Origin of the sequence: Paraburkholderia sp. EG287B, from assembly GCF_040965595.1 — a bacterium.
Taxonomy (GTDB): domain Bacteria; phylum Pseudomonadota; class Gammaproteobacteria; order Burkholderiales; family Burkholderiaceae; genus Paraburkholderia.
The window spans coordinates 67022-88719 of the sequence record NZ_JBFRCG010000003.1; the positions used below are offsets into that span (position 1 = coordinate 67022).

The 21698-nt window shown below is 65.1% G+C and carries 15 protein-coding genes and 2 pseudogenes; 10 read left to right on the forward strand and 7 right to left on the reverse strand.

Going from position 1 to position 21698, the window contains the following annotated elements:
- The first annotated feature begins 1 nt into the window (after window position 1).
- A complete protein-coding gene (gene kdgD, locus AB4Y40_RS05635; protein WP_368686777.1) occupies window positions 2-919 on the forward strand; it encodes a 5-dehydro-4-deoxyglucarate dehydratase in 918 nt (305 codons plus the stop codon).
- A gap of 108 nt (window positions 920-1027) precedes the next feature.
- Here kdgD and AB4Y40_RS05640 read toward each other — a convergent pair whose 3' ends face one another.
- Window positions 1028-1279, reverse strand: a complete 252-nt coding sequence (locus AB4Y40_RS05640) for an H-NS family nucleoid-associated regulatory protein (RefSeq protein WP_368686778.1) — start codon at window positions 1277-1279, stop codon at window positions 1028-1030.
- Window positions 1280-1370: 91 nt separating this feature from the next.
- On the reverse strand, window positions 1371-2066 hold the full coding sequence (locus tag AB4Y40_RS05645; RefSeq protein ID WP_368686779.1) for a cytochrome b/b6 domain-containing protein: 696 nt from the start codon (window positions 2064-2066) through the stop codon (window positions 1371-1373).
- A 174-nt stretch (window positions 2067-2240) separates the two neighbouring features.
- On the opposite strand from AB4Y40_RS05645, the gene AB4Y40_RS05650 reads away from it, so the two are divergent.
- Complete coding sequence (locus AB4Y40_RS05650; RefSeq protein ID WP_342923474.1) at window positions 2241-2840, forward strand: TMEM175 family protein; 600 nt, start codon at window positions 2241-2243, stop codon at window positions 2838-2840.
- 54 nt (window positions 2841-2894) lie between these two features.
- Here the strand turns inward: AB4Y40_RS05650 and AB4Y40_RS05655 are convergent, their stop codons facing one another.
- Entirely contained in the window at window positions 2895-3464 is a 570-nt protein-coding gene (locus AB4Y40_RS05655; protein ID WP_133184567.1) for a DUF4142 domain-containing protein, read from the reverse strand.
- 409 nt (window positions 3465-3873) lie between these two features.
- Here AB4Y40_RS05655 and AB4Y40_RS05660 point away from each other — a divergent pair, with 409 nt between their 5' ends.
- Window positions 3874-5202, forward strand: coding sequence for an MFS transporter (locus AB4Y40_RS05660; protein WP_368686780.1), 1329 nt, complete (start codon window positions 3874-3876; stop codon window positions 5200-5202).
- Between the two features lie 10 nt (window positions 5203-5212).
- Window positions 5213-6886 carry a class I adenylate-forming enzyme family protein gene (locus AB4Y40_RS05665; RefSeq protein ID WP_368686781.1) on the forward strand — a complete coding sequence of 558 codons (1674 nt, stop codon included), beginning with the start codon at window positions 5213-5215 and terminating at the stop codon, window positions 6884-6886.
- 71 nt (window positions 6887-6957) lie between these two features.
- Here the strand turns inward: AB4Y40_RS05665 and metE are convergent, their stop codons facing one another.
- The gene (gene metE / locus AB4Y40_RS05670) at window positions 6958-9252 is read right to left on the reverse strand and encodes a 5-methyltetrahydropteroyltriglutamate--homocysteine S-methyltransferase (RefSeq protein ID WP_368686782.1); all 2295 of its coding nucleotides are present in this window, start codon (window positions 9250-9252) and stop codon (window positions 6958-6960) included.
- Window positions 9253-9402: 150 nt separating this feature from the next.
- On the opposite strand from metE, the gene AB4Y40_RS05675 reads away from it, so the two are divergent.
- The 3 genes and pseudogenes from AB4Y40_RS05675 to AB4Y40_RS05685 all read left to right on the forward strand — a co-directional run.
- Window positions 9403-10311, forward strand: coding sequence for a LysR family transcriptional regulator (locus tag AB4Y40_RS05675; RefSeq protein ID WP_368686783.1), 909 nt, complete (start codon window positions 9403-9405; stop codon window positions 10309-10311).
- A gap of 317 nt (window positions 10312-10628) precedes the next feature.
- Window positions 10629-11510, forward strand: a pseudogene (locus AB4Y40_RS05680) (choline ABC transporter substrate-binding protein); the annotation flags it as partial.
- A gap of 174 nt (window positions 11511-11684) precedes the next feature.
- Window positions 11685-13256: pseudogene (locus tag AB4Y40_RS05685) on the forward strand (APC family permease); the annotation flags it as partial.
- A 183-nt stretch (window positions 13257-13439) separates the two neighbouring features.
- Here the strand turns inward: AB4Y40_RS05685 and betA are convergent.
- From betA to betI, 3 genes are read right to left on the reverse strand one after another with little or no spacing between them, the layout of a single operon-like run.
- A complete protein-coding gene (betA, locus tag AB4Y40_RS05690; RefSeq protein ID WP_368686784.1) occupies window positions 13440-15173 on the reverse strand; it encodes a choline dehydrogenase in 1734 nt (577 codons plus the stop codon).
- An 11-nt stretch (window positions 15174-15184) separates the two neighbouring features.
- A complete protein-coding gene (betB, locus tag AB4Y40_RS05695) occupies window positions 15185-16654 on the reverse strand; it encodes a betaine-aldehyde dehydrogenase (RefSeq protein WP_368686785.1) in 1470 nt (489 codons plus the stop codon).
- A gap of 19 nt (window positions 16655-16673) precedes the next feature.
- The gene (betI, locus tag AB4Y40_RS05700) at window positions 16674-17288 is read right to left on the reverse strand and encodes a transcriptional regulator BetI (RefSeq protein ID WP_368686786.1); all 615 of its coding nucleotides are present in this window, start codon (window positions 17286-17288) and stop codon (window positions 16674-16676) included.
- Window positions 17289-17634: 346 nt separating this feature from the next.
- Between betI and AB4Y40_RS05705 the strand changes: the two genes are divergently transcribed.
- The 3 genes from AB4Y40_RS05705 to AB4Y40_RS05715 all read left to right on the forward strand — a co-directional run bounded on the left by AB4Y40_RS05705 (window position 17635) and on the right by AB4Y40_RS05715 (window position 21649).
- On the forward strand, window positions 17635-18777 hold the full coding sequence (locus AB4Y40_RS05705) for a porin (RefSeq protein WP_368686787.1): 1143 nt from the start codon (window positions 17635-17637) through the stop codon (window positions 18775-18777).
- 203 nt (window positions 18778-18980) lie between these two features.
- Window positions 18981-20366, forward strand: coding sequence for an L-serine ammonia-lyase (locus tag AB4Y40_RS05710; RefSeq protein WP_368686788.1), 1386 nt, complete (start codon window positions 18981-18983; stop codon window positions 20364-20366).
- 38 nt (window positions 20367-20404) lie between these two features.
- Window positions 20405-21649 (forward strand): sarcosine oxidase subunit beta family protein, encoded by a 1245-nt coding sequence (locus tag AB4Y40_RS05715; protein WP_042260300.1) that lies wholly within the window; start codon window positions 20405-20407, stop codon window positions 21647-21649.
- The last annotated feature ends 49 nt before the right edge of the window (window positions 21650-21698 follow it).

Here is a 21698-nt window from a genome sequence, read left to right on the forward strand (position 1 = left end):
CATGACCACGCCGCAAGAACTCAAGCAAATCGTCTCCGAAGGCCTGCTTTCGTTCCCCGTGACCGACTTCGACGCGCAAGGCAACTTCCGCGCGAGCACCTACGCCGAGCGCCTCGAATGGCTGGCCCCGTACGGCGCGAGCGCGCTGTTCGCGGCGGGCGGCACGGGCGAATTCTTCTCGCTCACGAAGAGCGAATACTCGCAGGTCATCAAGACGGCCACCGAAACCTGCAAGGGCAAGGTGCCGATTCTCGCGGGCGCGGGCGGCGCGACGCGCGTGGCCATCGAGTACGCGCAGGAAGCCGGGCGCAACGGCGCGCAAGGCATTCTGCTGATGCCGCACTACCTCACGGAAGCGTCGCAGGAAGGCATTGCCGCGCACGTGGAGCAGGTTTGCAAGGCGGTGCCGAAGATGGGCGTGATCGTCTACAACCGCGCCAATTCGAAGCTGAACGCCGACATGCTCGAGCAGCTCGCGGACCGCTGCGAGAACCTCATCGGCTTCAAGGACGGCGTGGGCGAGATCGAGGCGATGGTGACGATCCGCCGTCGTCTGGGCGACCGCTTCTCGTACCTGGGCGGCCTGCCCACGGCCGAAGTCTACGCGGCGGCGTACAAGGCGCTGGGCGTGCCCGTGTATTCGTCGGCGGTGTTCAACTTCATTCCGAAGACGGCCATGCAGTTCTACCGCGCGATTGCCGCCGACGACCACGCGACGGTGGGCAAGCTCATCGACGAATTCTTCCTGCCGTACCTCGCCATTCGCAATCGCCGCGCGGGCTACGCGGTGAGCATCGTGAAGGCGGGCGCGAAGCTCGTGGGCCGCGACGCGGGCCCGGTGCGCGCGCCGCTCACCGACCTCACGCAGGAGGAGGTGGCGCAGCTCGACGTGCTGATCAAGAAGCTCGGCGCGCAGTAACGCGTTCGGTGTTCACGCCATGCTCGCGCCCGCCGGCGTGCGCGAGCATGGCTGCTTGCGACAGGGCCCTTGCGGCCCTGTTTGCTTATGAAGGGCGTGGGTGGCCGGTCAGGCGTTGTCGCCGAACAGGTCCAGATTGGCGCGCTCGCGCTTTTTGCCTTCATTGCCTTCGGCCTTGCGGGCGCGGCGCGCAGTCTTTTCGCGGCGCGGCTTGCCGAACACCTCGTCGGGCGTGAAGCCGAATTCGGCGATTGCCGCGCGCACGTTGGCCAGTGCCTCGTGCGCCGCTTCGGCGCGCGCCGCTTCAATGCGCTCGTCGAGTTCGCGCTTCTGGGCGAGCAATTCGCGGTAGGTAGCCATCGATGATTCTTGTCGAGTGAAAACGAGGCGCTGATTTTACGCGTTGTGCGGGCTTCGCGTGCGCTTTACACCGCAATTTCCGGCATCGGAGTCAGAGATACGCGGCGAGCAGCGCCACCACGACGCCCGATAACCCCATCAGCAAGGCCGCGAGCCACAGCGACCCGCGCGCGGGCGCGCGCACCGAGGCAGGCAGGCGCTTTTTGCCGCTCACCATCGGGCCGACCAGATTGTGGCCTTTGACGAGCGCATAGACGGCAATCGCGCACACATGCAGCACGACCGCGGCCGCGAGCAGATCCCAGCCCCACGCGTGCAGGCCGGCGATCGCATTGGCGATTTTGGCGGGCACGATTTCGCTGAGCGGGCCTTCGTCGGCGATGTCGTTGTTGTCGTAGAGACCGGTAAGCGTTTCGACCAGCAGCAGCGCGAGCAGCAGCAGAACCATCCAGCCGCCGGCCGCGTTGTGGCCCACCTGGACGTCGGGCTCGCGCCGCAGCAGATGGCGCAGATGCTCGACGGCCTTGCGCGGCGAAGCGACGAAGCGCGAGAAGCGCGCGGTCTCGCTGCCGAAGCAGCCCCACAGGATGCGAAACAGCACGAGCGCGAGCAGCGTCTCGCCGAGGCGCACGTGCATCTGCATCCAGTTCATGCGCTGCGTGACGTAAGCAGCCGCCACGAGCACGACGGTCAGCCAGTGAAAGAGACGCGTGGGCAGGTCCCAGACGGGCACGCGGCGCTCGGGTTGCTCGGGGCGGTGGCGGGTTGCGGAGGTCGTGGAGTTCATGATTCGAGGCGGGCGGCCGGGCGTGGCGCTCAAGGCCATCATAGGCCAGGAACGCGCACGCCATGTGTGGCGCAATATACGCACCTGCGCCGCCCCAGCGCCTGCGTGGCGTCGCGCGGCGACTTCGGCGATACTTGCCGCTCGCCTTACATCCCTTGCAAGCCGATTCCGCAGATGGAAAAGAACCGACTCGAAGCATTCAGCGATGGCGTGCTCGCCATCATCATCACCATCATGGTGCTGGAACTCAAGGTGCCGCACGGCGACGATCTCGCTGCGCTCGCGCCGCTGTGGCCGGTCTATCTGAGCTACGTGTTGAGCTTCATCTACGTGGGGATCTACTGGAACAACCATCACCACATGCTGCAGGTGGCGCGCCACGTGAACGGCGCGGTGCTCTGGGCCAACCTGCATCTGCTGTTCTGGCTTTCGTTGCTGCCGTTCACCACGGGCTGGATGGGCGAGAACGAGTTCGGGCGCTGGCCGACCGCGCTCTACGGCGTCAACCTGCTGCTCTGCGCGCTGGCTTACGTCGTGCTGCAATTCACGCTGGTGCGCTATCACGGCACGCAAAGCCCGCTGGCCATCGCGCTGGGCAATGACGTGAAGGGCAAGATTTCGCCGCCGCTGTATCTGGCGGGGTTTGCGCTCGCGGCGTTCGACTATCCTCGCATTGGCGCGATCTTCTACTTCGGCGTGGCGTTGCTCTGGCTCGTGCCCGATCGACGCATGGAGCGGCTCGCCCTCGCGGCCGGCGAGAAGAAGGACGAGTAAGCAGCAGCAGGGCCGGCGCGCATGCGGCCGGCCCCTTCGCACATCACATCGTCATCAGCCTGCCAGGTGCTTGCGCTTGGCGAGTTCCTGAGCCTTGGCGTAGTCGGCCTGGATCACGGGCAGACCTTCCGTGGCGGCCTTCTTGAGGCCCGCGTCGCGGCCCGAGGCGATTTCCGCCTGGAATGCCGAGAGCGTCTTCTGCTGGCCGGCCAGCGCGACCTGCTCGATATACGTCTTGTCGAAGTCCGCGCCGCGCAGGTTATTGATGCTGCTGATCACGGCCGCATCCGGGTCGTTGCGCGGCACGTCCACGCCGCGCGGGCTCGCCGCGCGCATCGAGTCGGACAGCTTCGAATAGTCGGCCACCAGTTTTTCGGCGAAAGCCTTCACTTCGCGGTCGGTCGAGCGCGAGTCGGCAATGCGCGCGGCATCGCGCTGCGTGGCGACGGTTTGTGTGCCGTCCGCGATGAAGGCCTTGTCGGCTTCGTGCAGCTTGCCGGGTGCGGCCGAAGTCGAGGCAGAAGCCGCGGTGGGCGCGGGGGTCTGCGCATGGGCGCTCAGCGTAACGGCGCAAAGGCTGGCGGCCGAAGCCGCGATGAGCGAGGCAAGCGAGAGGCGAGTCATGTGAACTCCTTTCTGCGTAGTTGGTATCGATTGCACGCGCAGGGCCTGGTGTCATGCGGCTTTCCGTGCGGCTCTGCGCGGGACCGTTGTGGCGTGGCGCCTTGTTGCTCAACGGTCCGAGGAATTCTATGAAGTCGCTCGCCGTTCAGGTGAAACGATTGCTTCGCTTGTGTAACGGTTGGTAAGAGAGCATGCGGCAGAGATAACGATCCGCGTATTCACATCGACGTCATGCGTTTATGCAAATACGGCGTTTTCCATTCGCGCCAACCGGCGCACAATGTCCCTCGCGCGTGTCGTTGCTGCTACAGCGAAAAGTCCCACGATCTGGGCACGAACGCGGTTTGAGTCTCACGAGCTTGCGCATCGGCGCACGCATAAGAACGTAGGCCAACGAGGAGGAGACAGGATGGACGACGAGCTGGTTGCAACCGCATCCACCACACAATCGACCGCCACAGCCGCCACCGCCGCGAATTTTCGCTGGCGCGTGCTGATCTGGCTGCTGTTCGGCGGCATCATCAACTACCTCGATCGCGCGAATCTCGCGATCGCCGCGCCCGGCATGATTCACGACCTCGGCCTCACGCGCACGCAGATCGGCCTGCTGGGCACCGTGTTCGCCTGGACCTACGCCGTGATGCAGCTGCCGGCGGGCTGGATCATCGACCGCTTCGGCGCGAAGCGCGCCTATGCAGTGGGCATGATCTGGTGGAGCGTGGCGACGTGGCTCACCGGCGTGGTCGGCTCGATCTCGGGCCTCATCGTCATGCGCGTGCTGCTCGCCGTGGGCGAGGCGCCATGCTGGCCCACCTCCGCGAAGATCACGGCGGCGTGGTTTCCCGCCAAGGAACGCGGCTTCGCTACTGGCATCTGGGATTCGTCGTCGAAGTGGGGGCCCGCGCTCGCGCCCGCCGTGCTCGTCGCGTTGATGATCGCCTTCGGCTGGCGCTCGCTCTTTCACGTGACGGGCGCCATCGGCATCGTCTTCGCCGTGCTGTTCCTGTTTCTCTATCGCAATCCCGTGCAAAGCAAGCGGCTCACGCGCGAGGAGTTCGCCTATATCGAAGCGGGCGGCGGCGGCCACGAGCGTTCGCTCACCACTGCCCCCATTCGCTGGCGCGCGCTGTTCGCCTCGCGCAGCGTGTGGGGCATGATCTTCGGCTACTTCTGCGCGATCTGGCTGTGGAATATCTTCCTCGTGTTCCTGCCGCTCTACCTGCTCGATCGCTTTCATATTTCGTTCGCACAACTGGGCATCTACGCGAGCATTCCGTGGTTCGGCGGCGCGGCGGGCGAGATCGCCGCGGGCTGGATCGCGAAGAAACTCGTGGATCGCCGCATGGCGTCGCCGATGGTCGCCAAGCGCTTGCTGATCGTGGTGGGTGCAATCGGCGCGGGCGTGTGCGCGGCGGCGCTGCCACTCGCGAGCACGATAGGCGCGAGCGTCGCGCTGATGACGTTGGGGCTGGCGTTCATCGCCGCCACCATCGGCAACGCGTGGGCGCTCGCGGCCGACATCGCCCCGTCTTCGATGGTCGCATCCGTGAGCGCGATCCAGAACTTCGGCGGCTATTTCGGCGGGGCGTTCTCGCCGGTCGTGGCGGGCTTTATCGTCGACCGTACGGGATCGTATTCGCTGGCGTTCATCATGGGCGGCGCGATCGCGGGCTGCGCGGCGCTGTTCTACTGGTTCATGGCGCGCAGTACGGTAGGCCAGCCGGCGGACGCGGCTTGAGGAGACGAACGTGAACGCCTGTGAACGCTTTCCCTGGCGCGCGCTATACGACACCGGCATCGAGCCGGATCCTCACCAGGACTATACGAACGGTCTCGACATGTTCGCGGCGGCGCTCGCTCGCGCGCCGCACGAAAGCGCGCTGCTCTACTTCGACGGCAGGCTCGACTGGCAGACGGTCGACGCGTGGAGCGACCGCATCGCCTGCTTGCTGCTGGACGAAGGCGTGCAGCGCGGCGACCGTGTGGCGCTCTATCTGCAGAACGTGCCGCAGTTCGTGATGGCCTTGCTTGGCATCTGGAAGGCGGGCGCCGTGATGGTGCCGGTCAATCCGATGAACCGCGCGCGCGAACTGAAACTGCTGCTCGACGATTCGCAAACGCGCGTGCTGATCTGCGACGCCGCGCTCGAAGGCGAAGTCGTTCGCGAAGTGATGGCGAGCATCGAAGCCGAAGGCAACGCTGCACCGCGCGTGTTCGCGACGCGCGCGCGTGCGCTGCAGACACGCGACGATCCACGCGTGTTCGGCGCACCGCGCGAGGAGAGCGGGGCAGGCGAGGGCGGCACACGCGATCTCTTGCAGGCGGCGCAGGCCATTGAACCAGGGCGCAAGCCGCCGCCGGTCGCGCCGGCGGCGAGCGATCCCGCCATGCTCGTCTACACCTCGGGCACGAGCGGCCGCCCGAAGGGCGCGATCTGCACGCACGGCAACTTCGCGTTCAATGCGCAGACGTACCGCGATTTCTGCGGCCTGCGCGAAGGCGGCCCGATACTCGGCGTGGCGCCGCTCTTTCACATTACCGGCCTGGTCGGCCACATCGGCGCGGCGTGGATTACGTGCGCGCCGCTCATCCTCACGCACCGCTTCGACCCGGCAGCCACACTCGACGCCATCGAGGAACACCGCGCGGAATTCACGATCGGTGCGATCACCGTGTTCATCGCGCTGCTGCATCACGCCGATGCGACCCGCGAGCCACTCGCGACGCTCACGAAGATCTATTCGGGCGGCGCGCCCATCGCCCCCAGCGTGGTGGAGGCGTTTCGCGCGAAGTTCGGCCACGTGATCCACGGCGCGTACGGGCTCACCGAAACCAATTCGCCCACGCATATGGTGCCGCTAGAGAGGACGGCGCCCGTCGATCCGCGCAGCGGCGCACTGGCCATGGGCGTGCCCGTGCCGGGCGCCGAAGCGGCGATCGTCGACGATGACGGTCACATGCTCGCTGCCGGCGAAACGGGCGAGATCGTCTGCCGCGGACCGATGGTCGTGCCCGGCTACTGGAACAACGCGGCGGCGACGGCCGATGCGTTTCGCGGCGGCTGGTTCCATACCGGCGACGTCGGCTTCATGGACGAAGCGGGCTGGTTCTATCTCGTCGACCGCAAGAAGGACATGATCAACGCAGCCGGATACAAGGTCTGGCCACGTGAAGTGGAAGACGTGCTGTACGGCCATCCTGCCGTGCGCGAAGCGGCCGTGGTAGGCGTGCCCGATCCGTATCGCGGCGAGACCGTGAAAGCCGTAGTGAGCCTGCGTGCGGGCGCGGTGGCCGACGCGGCGGAACTGATCGCGTTCTGCAAGGCGCGCATGGCTGCGTACAAGTACCCGCGCATCGTCGAGTTCCGCGACGAATTACCGAAGACAGCTACGGGGAAGATCTTGCGGCGCGAATTGCGATGATGGTTGCGCGAGCAACTTGACGAGTTCGAAAACTGAAGCGCCCCGAGACCGGCTCGGGGCGCTTCGGCGCCTTATTGCACCTGGCTGCGCAGCGTCCTGGCGGCAGCGACCATGTTGGTCAATGCCGGGATCACCTCGGCCCACTGACGCGTCTTCAGACCGCAATCCGGGTTGACCCACAGGCGTTCTGCCGGAATGCGCCCGGCGGCCTTCTGCATCAGTTGCACGATGTGCGCTTCGGTCGGGATGTTCGGCGAGTGAATGTCGTACACGCCGGGCCCGATTTCGTTCGGATACCTGAAGTCGTCGAACGCATCCAGAAGCTCCATGTCCGAGCGCGAGGTCTCGATCGTGATGACGTCCGCATCCATATCGGCGATCGACGCGATGATGTCGTTGAACTCCGAATAGCACATGTGCGTGTGGATCTGCGTTTCGTCTTCCACGCCGTTCGCCGTGATGCGGAACGACTCGACGGCCCAGCGCAGATACTCGCCCCATTGCGCACGGCGCAGCGGCAGACCTTCGCGCAGCGCGGCCTCGTCGATCTGGATCACGCCCACGCCGGCCTTCTCCAGGTCGAGCACTTCTTCGCGAATGGCGAGCGCGAGCTGGCAGCACGAGACCGAACGCGGCTGGTCGTCACGCACGAAGGACCAGTTGAGGATCGTCACCGGGCCCGTGAGCATGCCCTTCATGGGCTTGTTCGTGAGCGACTGCGCGTAGGTGATCCACTCCACCGTCATCGCCTTCGGGCGGCTGATGTCGCCGAACAGAATGGGCGGCTTCACGCAGCGCGAGCCGTACGACTGCACCCAGCCGAACTGGCTGAACGCGTAGCCGTCGAGCTGCTCGCCAAAGTATTCGACCATGTCGTTGCGCTCGGCTTCGCCGTGCACGAGCACGTCGAGACCCAGTTGCTCCTGCTCACGCACGCTGCGCTCGATTTCGGCGCGCATGATGGCCTGGTAGCCCGCGTCGTCGAGCGCGCCGCTCTTGAACTGGCTGCGCGCCTGGCGGATTTCCGCCGTTTGCGGGAACGAGCCGATCGTGGTGGTCGGGAAGGCGGGCAGCTTCAGGCGTGCGGCCTGCTTCGCGGCGCGCTCGGCGTAAGCGTGCTGACGATTGCCGAGCTGCGCGTCGATGCGGGCGATCGCGGCTTTCACGGCGGGGTTGTTCACGCGCGGCGACTGGCGGCGCGCCTGAACGGCGGCGGCGTTCGCCGCGAGTTCGGCCGCAACCTTGTCGCGGCCGGCATTCAGCGCCGTGGCGAGCACCTTCACTTCGTCGAGCTTTTGCAGCGCGAACGCGAGCCACGAACGGATTTCGGCGTCGAGCTTTTCTTCGCTCCCGAGATCCACCGGCACGTGCAGCAGCGAGCACGACGGCGCGATCCAGAGGCGCTCGCCCAGTTGCCTCGCGAGCGGCTCGAGCCAGTCGAGCGTGGCGTTCAGATCCGTCTTCCAGATGTTGCGGCCGTTGATCGCGCCCACCGAAAGCACGCTCTGTGCAGGCAGCTTTTGCGCGGCCAGCGCGACTTCGGCGCGGGCGTTGATCGCGTCGATATGCAGACCGTCGACGGGCAGCGAGCACGCGAGGTCGAGATTGTCATGCAGCTGACCGAAGTAGGTGGCCAGCAGCAGCTTGACGCTGCGCAGCTCGAAACCTTCATAGGCCGTCGCAAACGCGGCGCGCCAGGCCGGAACGAGTTCGGTCACGAGAATCGGCTCGTCGATCTGCACCCATTCGACGTCCATCACGCGGAAGTAGTCGAGCAGCGCGCGATACACGGGCATGATGCGCGGCAGCAGCGCCAGCTTGTCCGAGTCGTCCTTGGCCTTGCCGAGCCACAGGTACGTGAGCGGCCCGATGATCACCGGCTTGGCTTTCACGCCCAGTTCGCGGGCTTCGCGCAGTTGCTCGGAAAGACGCGAGGTGTCGAGGTTGAACTGCGTATCGGCCGTGAATTCGGGGACGATGTAGTGATAGTTCGTGTCGAACCACTTCGTCATTTCGCCGGCGGCGACGCCGCCGCAGCAAGCGGCATGGTCCTCGGCGCCCGCGGCCGAGCGGCCGCGCGCCACGCGGAAGGAGTTGTCGAGCTTGTCGCCGTGGAAGCCCTGCACGCGCTCGGGCACGTTGCCGAGCGTGAAGCTCATGTCGAGCACCTGGTCGTAGAACGCGAAGTCGCCGGCGGGCACGAGATCGAGGCCTTTCTGGTTGTCCCAGTGGCGCGCGCGCAGTTGCGCGCCGAGCGCCTTCAGTTCGTCGCGCGAGGATTCGCCCTTCCAGTAGCGTTCCAGACCGAATTTGAGTTCGCGTTTCGCGCCGATGCGCGGAAAGCCGAGATTGTGCGTGGTGACCATGTGCGGTGCCATCCGATATGAAAGTGCTGAAAACGATCCAGAGTGGCAGCGATGATAGAGGTATCCGAGGATGAAGAAAAATGGCATTATTTCATCCATCCATTAGTTTCTTTCATCTATCGCCAGCCTGGCGCGGGGTTGCCCTTTTCTATGCTCGAACGCGTTCACCTCGTCATCGTCCGCGAAGTCGCCCGCCAGGGCTCGCTTACCGCCGCGGCGGAAGCGCTTTTCCTCACGCAGTCGGCGTTGAGCCATACGGTCAAGAAGATCGAGCAGCAACTCGGCACGCAAATCTGGGACCGCGAGGGGCGCAGCCTGCGGCCGACGCAGGCCGGCCAATATCTGCTCTCGCTGGCCGAACGGCTCCTGCCCCAGTTCGAACTCGCGGAGGAGCGCATGAAGCAGTACGCCGCGGGCGAGCGCGGCACGCTGCGCATCGGCATGGAATGCGCTCCGTGCTACCAGTGGCTGCTCAAGGTGGTTTCGCCGTATCTGGCGCGCTGGCCCGACGTCGACGTGGACGTGAAGCAGCGTTTTCAGTTTGGCGGCATCGGCGCGTTGATCGGCTATGACATCGACGTGCTGGTCACGCCCGATCCGCTCAACCGGCCCGGGCTGCGTTTCGATCCGGTGTTCGACTACGAGCAGGTGCTGGTGGTCGCGGAAAGCCATCGGCTCGCGAACGCGCGCTACGTGAAGCCCGAGCAGCTGGTCGACGAAACGCTCATCACGTATCCCGTGGATACCGACCGGCTCGATATCTACAACCAGTTTCTGCGGCCCGCGAGCATCACGCCGCGCCGTCACAAGACGATCGAAACGACCGACATCATGCTGCAGATGGTCGCGAGCCATCGCGGCGTGGCCGCGTTGCCGCGCTGGCTCGCGGAAGAATACGCAGACCGCATGCCGCTCGCGATCGTGAAGCTCGGCAAGCAGGGCATCGCGAAGCAGATCTTTCTCGGCACGCGCGAAGGCGACGCCGTGGTCGACTACCTCAAATCGTTTGTCGAATTCGCACGCGACCCAGTCTGGCAACAGCCCCGTGTGCGCGGCTGACATCGCGCGGCGCACGCGAGGCCGCGGCAATGGATTGTGTTTTTAAAATGAAAGGAACGCCGCGCAAGTTCGTATATTGATCGTTCAATTAACTTAAAGCCGCTGTTCAGGGGGCTTCACAGGAATCGCTTGTCGCTTCTGCGCAATTGCTCGTCGCAATTGCTACGTTGGTCGGCTTTTTGCCGGACAACCATGTGTCATGAGCCTTCATGACCCTGCGACGCAGTTCGATTCCTGAGGAGATGACGATGTGCCGATTCCCCCTGCTTAAGACAGGCGCGCTCGCGTGCGCCGCCATCCTCTGCACCGGCGCCGACGCGGCCGATCCCGCCGCGTGCAAGGACGTGCGCTTCGCCGACGTGGGCTGGACCGATATCGCGGCGACCACGGGCGTGGCGTCGACGATCCTCGGCGCGCTCGGCTATACGCCGACCAAGACGATCGCCTCGGTGCCGATCACGTTCGCAGGGCTCAAGAGCAAGCAGATCGACGTGTTCCTCGGCTACTGGTCGCCGACCATGGACCCGATCATCGAGCCGTTCACGAAGTCGGGCTCGATCAAGGTGCTCTCGACGCCCAATCTCACGGGCGCGAAATATACGCTCGCCGTTCCCGATTACGTCTACCAGGGCGGCCTCAAATCGTTTCAGGACATCGCCAGATACGCGGACAAGCTCCAGGGCCGCATCTACGGCATCGAACCCGGCAACGACGGCAACGCGCTGATCCAGAAGATGATCGGCGCGAACCAGTACGGACTCGGCAAATTCAAGCTGGTCGAATCGAGCGAGGCGGGGATGCTCGTGCAGGTGAACCGCGCCGTGCGCGAGAAGCAATGGATCGTGTTCCTCGGCTGGGAGCCGCATCCCATGAACGTGCAGATGAAGATCGACTATCTCTCCGGCGGCGATGCGGTGTTCGGGCCTGACTACGGCGCGGCGCGCGTGCTGACGGCGGAACCGCCCGACTATGCCGCGCGCTGCCCGAACGTGGCGAAGTTCGTCTCCAACCTGCAGTTCACGACCGCCATCGAGAACCATTTGATGGTGCCGATCGCCAACAAGGAGGACCCCAACAAGGCCGCCGCCGACTGGCTGCGCAGCAACCCGCAGGTGCTCGACAACTGGCTCGCCGGCGTGACCACGCTCGACGGCAAGCCGGGCCTGCCTGCCGTGCGCGCCTCGCTGGGCGTGCACTGACGTGCCGTTGTCCGCGGCGAAAGCCGCGGACAACCCTGCGGTACATCCCTATTTGCGCGGCAATTTTGGTTGATTAGCGTTCAAAAGAGGAGGAGGCAGATGGAGCAAGCAGGAATCGGTACGCATGGCGCAGAGGAGAGCGCCGCACGAGGCGGTCATGGCCAGGGGCTGCAGCGCGGCCTTACATGGAAAGACGCGTTTTGGGTGACGAGCGGCGTGCCTGCGGGCGTGTTGTTCACGATTGGCGGTGTTTGCGCGACCATTGGCCAGCCGGCCTGGGCCATCTGGATCGCATCGATCACGATGGGCCTCGTGCAAAGCGCCACTTACGCCGAGATTTCAGGACTCTTTCCGCACAAGTCGGGCGGTGCTTCGGTGTACGGAGCAATCAGCTGGGTCCGCTACAGCAAGATGATCGCGCCGGTTTCCGTGTGGTGTAACTGGCTCGCGTGGTCGCCCATGCTGGCGCTGGGCTGCGGACTCGCCGCGAACTACGCGCTCGCCACGCTGTTCGCGCCCGAGGCGGCCATCCTGCAGTGGCACTGGACGCTTGCCAACCTGGACTTCATCAAGCCGGGTCTCACGCTGCGCATCAACGCGACCTTCCTGATCGCCGCAGCGTTCCTGCTCGTCACATTCCGGCTTCAGCACAGCGGCGCTTCGAAGGCCGCAAAAACGCAGAAGATTCTCGGCATCGCGTCGCTCACGCCGCTTTTGATCGTCGGGCTCGTACCCTTCGTCACGGGTGATGTTCCCGCGAAGCATCTCTTTCCGCTGCTGCCGCTCGGGCACGACGCCCACGGCAATCTCACCGCGGCGGTGTTCGGCACGTGGAACGGGCAGGGCGTGGTCATGGCGCTGGGCGCGATGTTCATGGCGGGTTGGGCATCGTACGGCTTCGAAACGGCGGTGTGCTATACGCGCGAGTTTCGCGACCCGCGGCGCGATACGGCGCGGGCGATCTTCTGGTCGGGCGCGCTTTGCCTCGTCGTGATGACGCTCGTTCCGCTCGCGTTTCAGGGCTCGCTGGGTACCGCGATGATGCTCGATCCGCGCATCGGCGACGGTACCGGGGTGGGCACCGCGATGGCCGCGATGGTAGGCGGCGGGGCCTGGATGGGCAACGCCGTGGTGGTGATGCTGATGCTCTCGATCCTGCTGATCGTGATGACGTCGATGATGGGTTCGTCGCGCACGCTCTATCAGGCATCGGTGGACGGCTGGCTGCCGCGCTACCTGTCGCGCGTGAACGAGCACGGCGCGCCGACGGCGGCGATGTGGACCGATCTGGGTTTCAATCTCGTCCTGCTCGCGATGTCTGACTATATGACGGTGCTGTCGATCTCGAACGTCTGCTACATGCTGTTCGTGTTCCTCAACCTGCAGTCGGGCTGGATTCACCGCATGGACCGCGGCGCGTGGGCGCGTCCGTTTCGTTGCCCGACGTGGCTGCTCGCGCTCGGTGCGCTGTGCGGCTACGCGAACCTCGTGTTCGTCGGCGCGGGCGCGAATCTGCAAGGCGAGGGGACGCTGCGCGATGGCCTCATTGCCATGCTGCTGATCGTGCCGGTGTTTGCTTTCCGCCATTACTGGCAGGATCGCGGCCGGTTTCCGGCGGGTAGTGCGCTCGATATGGAGGTGAGCGTACCGGTGCGCAGCCGGTGGCTGAATCTTGCGCCTTATGGCGCGCTCGTTGCGGCGGGGCTGACGATAGCCGTTTCGCATTGGCTGGCCGCGTCGGTCTGAGTTGACTTCAGTGTTGGCGGCATCGTGCGGGCCAGTCGCTCGCGTGGTGCCGCGTTTTTTTGCTGTGACTGTTGCTGTGCTTCTTGCTGGACTGATCACGCGCTGAATGCGCGACGAACCCAAAGAAAAAGCCAGGGTCGGCGCGCAACTCCTCGCGCGCCGACCCTGGCCCATCAGCGTTGCTTAAAGCGTCACGCTATGCGCGCGTATTTTCTTCCCATGCGACGTGCCGCCTGCCGCGGGTAAATCCGCTCCCCGCGCCGGTGCGCCGTTCGCCACGAAATACGGTGCATGCGATCGAGCAAGCGCTTCGCGCCCGCGGATGCGATCCGCGATCTTCTCCGCGATCATGATGGTCGGCGCGTTGAGGTTGCCGGTGGTGATGCGCGGCATGATCGACGCGTCCACCACGCGCAGGCCGTCGAGTCCATGCACACGGCCTTCGCCGTCCACCACGGCCATGTCGTCGTAGCCCATCGCACACGAACACGACGGGTGATAGGCGGTTTCGGCGCGGTTGCGCACGAACGCATCGATCTCGGCGTCGCTCTTGAGCGCCGCCCCGGGGTTCAGCTCGCGTCCGCGAAACCGGTCGAGCGCGGGCTGCGCAATGATTTCGCGGGTGATGCGAATCGCGTCGCGGAACTCACGCCAGTCGAGCGCCTCGGCCATGTAGTTGAAGAGAATCGACGGATGCTGGCGCGGGTCGCGCGAGCGCAGCTTCACGCGCCCGCGGCTCGGCGAGCGCATCGAGCCCACGTGCGCCTGGAAGCCATGCATCTTGATCGCATTGCTGCCGTTATAGTTGATCGCAACGGGCAGGAAGTGATACTGAAGGTTCGGCCACGGATCGTCGTCGCGCGTGCGGATGAAGCCGCCCGCCTCGAAATGATTGCTCGCGCCAATGCCGGTGCCGCGCAGCATCCATTCAAGGCCAATTGCCGGTTGATTGCGCATGAGGAGCGCAGGGTAAAGCGACACCGGCTCCTTGCACTCGTACTGCATGTACATTTCCAGGTGATCCTGAAGATTCTGTCCGACGCCCGGCAGATCGAGCACAACGGGAATGTCGAGTTCGCGCAGCCATGCACCGGGACCGACGCCCGAGCGCTGCAGGATCTGCGGCGAGGCGATCGCGCCCGCACACAGCAGCACTTCGCGGCGCGCGTAGCGGGTCACGCGCGCGGGCCCGTCGAGAAACACGACGCCGCACGCCCGCTTGCCGCTGAACAGAATGCGGTCCGTCACCGCGTGCGTGACGATGTCGATGTTGGGCCGATGCTTTGCCTGATCCAGATAGCCGCGCGCAGTGCTCGCGCGCCGGCCTTTTGCGGTCACGGTGCGGTCCATCGACCCGAAACCTTCCTGGCGGTAGCCGTTGAGGTCGTCGGTGCGCGCATAGCCCGCCTGCACGCCCGCCTCGATCATTGCCTCGAACAGCGGGTTCACGCCCGGCTTGCTCGTCGTCACGTGAACGGGACCTTCGCCGCCGTGATAGTCGTTCGCGCCGACGTCGCGCGTTTCGGCCTTGCGGAAATAGGGCAGGCAGTCCAGATAGTTCCAGTTCTCGAGCCCTTTGCGCTCGGCCCAGCCGTCGTAGTCGAGCGCATTGCCGCGGATATAGCACATGCCGTTGATGAGCGACGAGCCACCCAGCCCCTTGCCGCGCCCGCATTCCATGCGCCGGTTGTTCATGTGCGGCTCGGGATCGGTTTCGTAGGCCCAGTTGTAGCGGCGGCCCTGCAACGGGTAGGCGAGCGCCGCGGGCATCTGCGTGCGGAAATCGAAGCGGTAGTCGGGACCGCCCGCTTCGAGCAGCAGCACCGTCGCGTCGCGGTCCTCGGTGAGGCGCGCGGCAAGCACATTGCCCGCCGATCCCGCGCCGATGATGATGTAGTCGTACTCTTGCGCTGCCATGCAGGACTCCCTCAGAAAACGGGCTGATACGGTCCCAGTTCCACCTGGACGGATTTGAGGCGCGTGTAGTGCTCGAGCGTGGTGATGCCGTTTTCGCGGCCCACGCCCGACTGCTTGTAGCCGCCCACGGGCATTTCGGCGGGCGACTCGCCCCACGTGTTGATCCAGCAGATGCCGGCTTCGAGCCGATGAATCACGCGGTGCGCGCGCGCGAGGCTTTCGGTCACGACACCGGCGGCCAGGCCGTAAAGCGATTCGTTGGCGCGTGCGATCACTTCGGCTTCGTTGGCGAAGGCGAGAATGCTCATCACCGGCCCGAAGATTTCCTCCTGGACGATGTGCATGTCGTCACGGCAGCCGGAGAACACGGTGGGCTGCACGTACTGGCCGCGCGCGAAATCGCCCTGCGTGAGGCGCGCCCCGCCCGCGAGCAGCCGCGCGCCTTCGCGCTTGCCGCTCTCGATATAGCCGAGCACCTTGTCGAGTTGCGCGGCGCTCGCGAGCGGCCCGAAGTTGGTGGCCGGATCGGCGGGATTGCCCACGCGGATGCGTTTCACGCGTTCGAGCACGAGAGCCTCGAACGCGGCAATCACCGATTGATGGACGAACACGCGCGTGGCGTTGGTGCACACCTGGCCCGCGCTGAAGAAGTTGGCGGTCACGGCGATATCGGCGGCGCGCTCGAGGTCGGCGTCTTCGAAGACGATGAGCGGCGACTTGCCGCCCAGTTCCATCGTGACTTCCTTGAGCGTGGAGCCGCCCGCGGCCGCCATGACCTTCTTGCCCGTTTCGACGCCGCCGGTAAACGAAATCTTCTCGATGCCGGGATGCACGCTAAGCATGGCGCCCACGCGGCCGTCGCCATGGACCACGTTGAAGACGCCGGGCGGCACGCCGGCCTCGATATAGATCTCGGCGAGCTTCGAGGCCGAAAGCGGGGTGATCTCGCTCGGCTTGAAGATCATGGCGTTGCCGGCGGCGAGCGCGGGCGCCGATTTCCAGCAGGCGATCTGCAGCGGATAGTTCCATGCGCCGATGCCCGCCGTGACGCCCAGCGGCTCGCGCCGCGTGTAGACGAACGAGCTTTCGCGCAGCGGAATCTGCTGGCCTTCGAGCGCAGGCGCGAGGCCCGCGTAGTACTCGATTACGTCGGCGCCCGTGACGATGTCCACGCTGCGCGTTTCGGCGATCGGCTTGCCGGTGTCGCTGGTTTCGAGCGCCGCGAGTTCGTCGTTGCGTTCGCGCAGCAACTCGACCGCGCGCCGCAGCACGCGCGAGCGCTGCATGGCCGTCATCGCGGCCCAGACGCGCTGGCCGTTGCGGGCCGACTGCACGGCGCGGTCGATATCGGCGGCGCTCGCGTGCTGGACCGTTGCGAGCCTGGCGCAGGTGGCGGGATCGTAGGTGTCGAACGTTTCGCCGCTGGTGGCGTCGGTATAGGTGCCGTCGATGAAGAGGCGTTGCAGGGGAAAGAGGGACATCGATGGGCTCCGGGCCGGGTTATCTGGTCGACTTGCCTGAGCGCGGCTTGGCGCGCGCTTCGAGCAGCAGGTCGATGTAGTCGTTGGCCACGCGCAGCGCGGCCTTCGTGTCGAACGGTTCGCCCGTGAGCGCGCCGCGCAGCCAGAGGCCGTCGATCAAGGCGGCGAGTCCGCTTGCGGCGCGCCGGGCCGCGGCGCCCGGCAACACCTTCTCGAACTCCGCGCAGAGGTTCGAATGCAGCCGCCGCGTGTTGACGCGCTGCAGACGGCGCAGTGCGGGCTGATGCATGCTCTCGGCCCAGAACGCGAGCCACGTCTTCATGACGGGTGCGTTCACCTGCGAGACGTCGAAATTAGCCGCGACGATGGCGCGCAAACGCGCACGCGGTTCGTCTTTCGCGGCGAGGCGACGCCGCACCGTGGCCTCCCAAAGGTCGTGCAGCACGTGGCGCATGGTGGCTTCGAGCAGGCCGTCCTTGCCGCCGAAATAGTGACTGACGATGCCAGTCGAAATTTTCGCGTGCTGTGCGACGGTCGCCAGCGTCGTGCCGGAGAGACCCGACTCGTCGATCGATTGCAGGGTGGCGTCGATGAGTTGCGCGCGGCGCACGTCGCGCATTCCGATCTTGGGCATGGTGATTCCAGGCGATTCGGGGAGGTTTCCACTCTAGGTATTTTTTATTGAATGTTCAATCAATAAAAACGTAGAAATGGCGGGATCGGCGCATTTTACAAAGTCCGCGTCGGATTACCGATGATCGCGCTGCCGGAACCCCTCGAGAGGCCCGCCGGATAACGGATTGCGCCTGTTTTACGGGGGTTTTTCCGGCGCTGGCGTGTCGCGTTAGCGCCAGCGCGTGTCGTGTCTGCGCAAGTCGGGCGAGATTTGGACTTGTACGTTTTGATCCACCGCGCAAGCCGCCACGCGTTGCCGGCGCGGCCCGACAACCTGTATCGCCAGACCAGAGAGACCCGACACCATGAGAAAACTGAATGCGGTGGCACTGAGCGGCATCGCGGTGACATTGAGCGCTGTCTCGACCGCGAGCCATGCCCAAAGCAGCGTCACCCTGTACGGGATCATCGACGCGGGCGTGACCTACGTGAGCAATGCGGGCGGCTCGCATCAAGTGAAATTCGACGATGGCATTGCGCAGGCGAACCGCTGGGGCCTCAAGGGCACAGAGGATCTCGGCGGCGGCCTGAAGGCCGTGTTCCAGCTGGAGAGCGGCTTTCACCTCGGCAACGGGCAGATTGCCAACGGCGGCTCGCTTTTCGGCCGTCTGGCTTATGTCGGACTCCAGAACGATTGGGGCACGCTCACGTTCGGCAATCAGGCCGACATGACGCAGGAGTTCGTCTACCTCTACAACGTCACGGCGTGGGCGAGCGGCTACGCGATCAACCAGGGCGACTTCGACCGCATGAACGGCGACCATCTGCCGAACGCCGTGAAGTTCATGTCGAACACGTTCGGCGGCTTCCAGTTCGGCGGCATGTACTCGTTCAGCAACACGCCCGGCGACTTCCACACCGGCAGCGCCTGGAGCGTGGGCGCGCAGTACCAGAACGGCCCGTTCGCGATGGGTACCGCGTACACGCAGCTGAACAACCCATCGGGCATCTACGCGTTCGACCCGTACAACATGATCGGCGTGCGCACGTTCTTTGGCAGGCCGACCGTCAGCGTCGATCCCGCCACCGGCGCGGTGAGTTCGCTCTACTCGGAGACGCCGTTCCCCGTGGACAAGCAGGCCACCTTCGGCGCGGGCGCGAGCTACGCCATCGGCGACGTCACGCTCATGGGCGCTTTCACGTACACGCAGATCAAGGCATTCGGCGAGAGCGAGCACATGCAGGTGGGCGAGGGCGGCGCCAACTGGCAGGTGACGCCCGCGTTCAGCGTGGCGGGCGGCTACCAGTACACCCACTTCGACGGCCACCACTGGAACCAGCTTTCGGCGGGGATGCATTACCTGCTTTCGAAGCGCACGGACGTGTACATCTCGGGCGACTGGCTCAAGGCCTCGCAGGGTGTGGATGCGGTGATCGGCTATAGCTTCACACCGTCTTCCACCACCACCCAGGCCGACGTGCGCATTGGCTTGCGTCATCAGTTCTGAGCGGACAGGCGGGTGCTTTTCCGCCGCAAAACATCGGGAAAACCCGCAGTAAAACCCTCGCGAACCGTCCGCCAGCGTCGCCCGCAGCCCCGGCTGGCGAGGCCGTCCAACGGCGATGGCGTTTTTGTTCTATCGGCTGCCATGGCCTCTTTGGTCTACTTGCACCCAAGCTCATCCATGCGCTCAGCGCGAAGGGAAGTCAGATGAACGTCAGCGTTTTCGACCTGTTCAAGATCGGGATCGGTCCGTCCAGCTCGCATACGGTCGGCCCGATGGTCGCCGCGTGCCGCTTCGCGTCCCATGTCGAGGACGCCAATCTGCTCGCCTTTGTGCGCCGCGTCAAAGTCGAGCTGTACGGCTCGCTCGGCGCGACGGGCAAGGGCCACGGCACCGACAAGGCCGTGCTGCTCGGCCTCGAAGGCAACCTGCCCGACTCGATCGATCCCGACCAGATCGAGCCGCGCCTCGCTGCCATTCGGCGCGAGAAGACGCTCGTGCTGCTCGGCAAGCAGACCATCCGCTTCGACGAAAAGGAGTGCATCGGCTTCTTTCGCAAGACGATGGGCGGCGCGAACACGCTGCACTCGAACGGTATGCGTTTTCAGGCCTTCGACGAAAACGGGCAACTGCTCGTCGAAAAAGAGTACTACTCGGTGGGTGGCGGCTTTGTCGTGAACCGCGACGGCGATCGCGTGAACGGTGTGCGCAGCGGACGCGACGTGCCATATCCGTTCCGCACCGGTGACGACCTGCTGCGCGCGTGTAAGGAGAGCGGGCGCTCGATCGCCGAAGTCACGCTTGCGAACGAATGCGCGGCACGCTCGCCGGAAGACGTGCGCGAAGGGCTGCTCGTGATCTGGCGCGCGATGGCCGCCTGCGTGGAGCGCGGCTGCAAGATGCACGGCGAGCTGCCCGGCCCGATGCACGTGAAGCGCCGCGCCGCCGATCTCTCGGTGCATCTGCGTTCGCGCTCCGAGGAGTCGCTGCGCGATCCGCTTTCGATGCTCGACTGGGTCAATCTCTACGCCATGGCCGTGAACGAAGAGAACGCGGCGGGCGGCCGTGTCGTCACGGCGCCCACCAACGGCGCGGCGGGCGTGATTCCGGCGGTGCTGCACTACTACGTGAAGTTCGTGGCGGGCGCGAATGAAGACGGCATCGCCAACTTCCTGCTCACGGCCGCGGCCATCGGCATCATCTACAAGGAAACGGCGTCGATTTCGGGCGCGGAAGTGGGCTGTCAGGGCGAAGTGGGCGTGGCGTGCTCCATGGCCGCTGCCGCGCTCGCAGCCGTCATGGGCGGCACGCCGCGCCAGGTGGAGAACGCCGCCGAAATCGGCATGGAACACAACCTCGGCATGACCTGCGACCCCGTGGGCGGCCTCGTGCAGATTCCCTGCATCGAGCGCAACGCCATGGGCGCGATCAAGGCGATCAACGCCGCGCGCATGGCGCTCAAGGGCAACGGCGAGCATTACGTCTCGCTCGACAACGTCATCAAGACGATGCGCGAAACGGGTGCCGACATGAAGACGAAATACAAGGAGACGTCGCGCGGTGGTCTCGCCGTGAACGTCATCGAGTGCTAACTGAAGCTAATGGTAACGCGCAACAAGGGGTCCGCGAGATGAGCCGCTATTCGATATTCAGTCTGTTCCGCAACGGGTTGTCGTATCACGAGAACTGGGAGCGGCAGTGGAGAAGCCCGGAGCCGAAGAAGGAGTACGACGTCGTGATCGTCGGCGGCGGCGGGCATGGTCTCGCAACGGCCTATTACCTCGCGAAGGAGCACGGCGTGAAGAACGTCGCGATTCTGGAGAAAGGCTGGATCGGCGGCGGGAATACGGCGCGCAACACGACCATCGTGCGCTCGAACTATCTGTGGGACGAGTCGGCCGCGCTCTATGAGAAAGCGATGAAGCTCTGGGAAGGGCTCTCGCAGGACCTCAACTACAACGTGATGTTCAGCCAGCGCGGCGTGATGAATCTCGCGCATACGCTGCAGGACGTGCGCGATACCGAGCGCCGCGTGAATGCGAACCGCCTGAACGGCGTGGACGCCGAATTCCTCACGCCCGAGCAGATCAAGGAAATCGAGCCGACCATCAACCTGAACAGCCGCTACCCCGTGCTGGGCGCCTCGATCCAGCGCCGCGCGGGCGTGGCGCGCCACGACGCCGTGGCGTGGGGCTTCGCGCGCGGCGCGGACCAGCACGGCGTGGACATCATCCAGAACTGCCAGGTGACGGGCATTCGCCGCGACGGCGCGCGCGTGACCGGTGTGGATACGTCGAAGGGTTTCATCAAGGCGAAGAAGGTTGCCGTGGTGGCGGCGGGCAACACCACGACGCTCGCGGACATGGCCGGCGTGCGCCTGCCGCTGGAAAGCCACCCGCTGCAGGCGCTGGTGTCGGAGCCGATCAAGCCGGTCGTGAACACCGTGATCATGTCGAACGCGGTGCACGCCTATATCAGCCAGTCCGACAAGGGCGATCTCGTGATCGGCGCGGGCGTGGACCAGTACACCGGTTTTGGCCAGCGCGGCAGCTTCCACATCATCGAGGGCACGCTGCAGGCCATCGTCGAAATGTTCCCGGTGTTTTCGCGCGTGCGCATGAACCGGCAGTGGGGCGGCATTGTCGACGTTTCGCCGGACGCCTGCCCGATCATCAGCAAGACCGACGTGAAGGGTCTCTATTTCAACTGCGGCTGGGGCACCGGCGGCTTCAAGGCGACCCCGGGCTCGGGCTGGGTGTTCGCGCACACCATTGCGAAGGACGAACCGCATCCGCTCAACGCGCCGTTCTCGCTGGACCGCTTCTATACCGGCCATCTGATCGACGAACACGGCGCAGCCGCCGTCGCGCACTAGGCAACTTCGTTGCATGGGACCAGAGTAAGGCGCTGAAGCGCCAACTCTG